General features: G+C 62.9%; 4 protein-coding genes. 1 reads left to right on the top strand and 3 read right to left on the bottom strand.

Translation table 11 applies throughout. The features are described 5' to 3' along the window. The first annotated feature begins 75 nt into the window (after window positions 1-75). Window positions 76-684, top strand: coding sequence for an HD domain-containing protein (locus CN311_RS31600; RefSeq protein WP_097577478.1), 609 nt, complete (start codon window positions 76-78; stop codon window positions 682-684). Between the two features lie 31 nt (window positions 685-715). Here the strand turns inward: CN311_RS31600 and CN311_RS31595 are convergent, their stop codons facing one another. The 3 genes from CN311_RS31595 to CN311_RS31585 all read right to left on the bottom strand — a co-directional run bounded on the left by CN311_RS31595 (window position 716) and on the right by CN311_RS31585 (window position 2766). Then, window positions 716-1483 carry an alpha/beta fold hydrolase gene (locus CN311_RS31595; protein ID WP_097577479.1) on the bottom strand — a complete coding sequence of 256 codons (768 nt, stop codon included), beginning with the start codon at window positions 1481-1483 and terminating at the stop codon, window positions 716-718. Window positions 1484-1491: 8 nt separating this feature from the next. After that, the gene (locus tag CN311_RS31590; protein WP_097577477.1) at window positions 1492-2001 is read right to left on the bottom strand and encodes a DUF192 domain-containing protein; all 510 of its coding nucleotides are present in this window, start codon (window positions 1999-2001) and stop codon (window positions 1492-1494) included. A 168-nt stretch (window positions 2002-2169) separates the two neighbouring features. Beyond that, complete coding sequence (locus CN311_RS31585) at window positions 2170-2766, bottom strand: cold-shock protein (RefSeq protein WP_097577476.1); 597 nt, start codon at window positions 2764-2766, stop codon at window positions 2170-2172. Window positions 2767-2775: the final 9 nt, after the last annotated feature.

Raw genomic sequence — 2775 nt, 5'->3', positions numbered from 1 at the left:
GATCATAGCACGGGTGAACTCAATTTTCCTTAGTGCTGTGTCAAATGGATTTGGTTCACGGAAAATCAAGCGGCCATGGAAAACGAACCCTTGATCGACGAACCGCTGAAACGCGAACTCTCCGCGTTGTATCAGGCAGAGAGCCGTCACTATCACAATCTCGCCCATATCGAGGCGATGCTGGCGCTGGCCGGCGATTATCGGGCCTTACTGAACGACCCCGAGGCCGTCGAAGCGGCGATCTGGTTCCACGACGCCATCTATGACAGCCGGGCCAAGGACAATGAGGCCAGGAGCGCGGCACTTGCCGAGGCAAAACTCGCCGGCCGCACCGATGCGGCGCGCATGGAGCGCATCGCGGCGATGATATCAGCCACCGCCACGCACGAGTTGCCCAGCCTTCAAAGCTCTGGCGATGGGGATTTCATCCGCGATCCAGCGCTTTTCCTCGACATGGACCTGGCGATCCTGGGTGCGACGCCGGATGCCTTCGACGCTTATGAGCAAGCGGTCCGCAAGGAGTATGGCTGGGTCGAGGAGCCGATGTGGCGCGCCGGCCGCGGCGCGGTCCTGAAGACCTTCCTCGCCCGCCCGCATATTTTCCACACCGAGGAGTTCCGGCAGCGGTTCGAAGCGCAGGCCAGGCAAAATATGGCGCGCTCGCTCAAGGCGCTGGAGGCTTGAGCGCTGCTGCGACATATCCTGAGGGGCGCCCTCAGAGCGGATTCTCCGCATAGAACTCCAGAACCCGCTGCTTGAAGCTCTTGTCGCCGACAGCGAGCATGTGGTCGCGGCCCTCGATATGAAATGCCCTGGCGTTCGGCATCAAGGCGGCCAGTTCGTCCGGCGAGCCGGCGATGTCGTCCCTGGTCCCCACGCCAATCAGGGTCGGCTGGGCAATGCGCGCGACATCGTCCTCGCTCATCGACGCGCGGGAACCGACGATGCAGGCGGCGAGCGCCTGCCGGTCGCTTCGGGTCTGGTCGGCGAAGGCGCGAAACGAGCGGCCGCGCGCATGGCTGATCGTGCCCGGATCCTCGGCCAGCAGCGCATCGGCGATCGGATCCCAGTCGCCGACGCCATCGACCAGACCGATGCCAAGGCCGCCGAACACCAGTGTCGCCACCTTGTCGGGGTCGGAGAGCGCCAGGAACGCCGACACCCGCGCGCCCATCGAATAGCCCATGACATGGGCGCGTTCGATGCCGAGATGGTCGAGCAGGGCCGCAGCGTCCGAGGCCATCCGGTCCGGCGTATAGTCGGCCTCTTCGTAGCTCTTCGACGAAGAGCCATGGCCGCGATTGTCCAGGGCGATGGCGCGGTAGCCTGCATCGTTCAGCGTCTTGAACCAGCCAGGCGACACCCAGTTGACGTAGTGGCTGGAGGCAAAGCCGTGGATCATCAGCACCGGATCGCCCTCGCCCGACGCCGGCTGGCGATCGAGGAAGGCAAGGTCAAAGCCGTCATGGGAAAAGATCTGCATCGGCTGAATCATTTGTTCCCGCCGATTGCCGGGTGGCGCAACAGGTCGCCATCCTCGATGCCGTCCCTGGCAGCCGTGCCCGCCTTCAGCTCAAGGACGAAACGCACCGGCACGCCGGGCGAGATGATCGCCTCGGATTGTGGCTCACCTTGCTTGATCGCCCGTATCTTGCCGTCCTGGCCGACGAAGATCAGGTCGAGCGGCAGCGGCGTGTTCTTCATCCAGAAATTCACTTCCCTGGGCGCCTCGAACACGAACAGCATGCCGTGATCGTCGGCCATCTGTTCGCGAAACATCAGGCCGGCCTCGCGCTCGGCGGAGGTGTCGGCGACCTCGATGGAGAAGGAGCGTTCCCCGCCCTTCGTCACCGCGATCAGCGGCTGCGGATCGATGGGAAGGATCATCGCCCGGCCATCGGCCGAGGTCGGCTGCTGCGAATAGAAGAAAGCGCCGGCGGCGACGATGACGGCAATTGCGGCGCAGAGCGCGCTCGCCGTCAGCCAGTTCCTGTGAGCCATTCGAAGTCCTCGGCCGGGATCGTCCTAAGGTGTGTTGAGATTCAGGTCAGGCTGAGTCGAAAATGACGGTTTCCGAGAACCGGAGCGGAGCGTACTCAAAGTACGTGAGCACCGGAAGCGCAGGAAATCGCCATTTGCAGGCCAGCCTCACCTGAATATCAACACGCCTTAGTGCGAGACCGGCAAGGTCCCCATATCAGGGTGAATTTCGGCAGCCATAAGGCCTTTGTCACCACGCCCGAAACGGACCAGCACGACCTGACCGGGCCTGAGTTCGGTGATGCCGTAGCGGCGCAGCGTCTCCATATGGACAAAAATGTCCTCGGTGCCCTCGCCCCTTGTCAGGAAGCCAAACCCCTTGGTTCGGTTGAACCATTTGACCAGCGCCCGTTCGAGACCGCTTTCCGGCGTGACCGAGACATGCGTGCGCTGATCCTGCATTTCAGCGGGATGGATCGCCGTGCTGACATCCATCGAGAGGACGCGGAACGCCTGCAAGCCGCGCTCGCCCTGCTTGACGAGGCAAACGACGCGCGCGCCTTCCAGAGCCGTCTGGAAGCCGTCCTTGCGAAGACAGGTCACGTGAAGGAGGATATCGCCTGAAGAGCCGTCATCAGGGAGAATGAAACCGTAGCCCTTGGCCACGTCGAACCATTTGATGGCGCCTGCAATCTCAACGAGATCGGCCGCGTCGCCCCTCTCGTCCCGATTCAAGGCGTCGCTACCGGTCCCGTCCCGCCCCATGAAAGAGGCCTTTTCCCCCATAAGAACGCC

This window comes from Mesorhizobium sanjuanii, assembly GCF_002529485.1.
GTDB classification, from domain to species: Bacteria; Pseudomonadota; Alphaproteobacteria; order Rhizobiales; family Rhizobiaceae; genus Mesorhizobium; species Mesorhizobium sanjuanii.
The sequence above is the reverse complement of the archived record's forward strand: the minus strand, read 5'-3'. Positions and strand labels throughout refer to the sequence as shown.

Excerpts from the sequence above, each read along its gene's own strand:
- CN311_RS31600 (WP_097577478.1), top strand. The coding sequence starts at position 76 with ATGGAAAACGAACCCTTGATCGACGAACCGCTGAAACGCGAACTCTCC.
- CN311_RS31585 (WP_097577476.1), bottom strand. The coding sequence starts at position 2,766 with ATGGGGGAAAAGGCCTCTTTCATGGGGCGGGACGGGACCGGTAGCGAC.
- CN311_RS31590 (WP_097577477.1), bottom strand. The coding sequence starts at position 2,001 with ATGGCTCACAGGAACTGGCTGACGGCGAGCGCGCTCTGCGCCGCAATT.
- CN311_RS31595 (WP_097577479.1), bottom strand. The coding sequence starts at position 1,483 with ATGCAGATCTTTTCCCATGACGGCTTTGACCTTGCCTTCCTCGATCGC.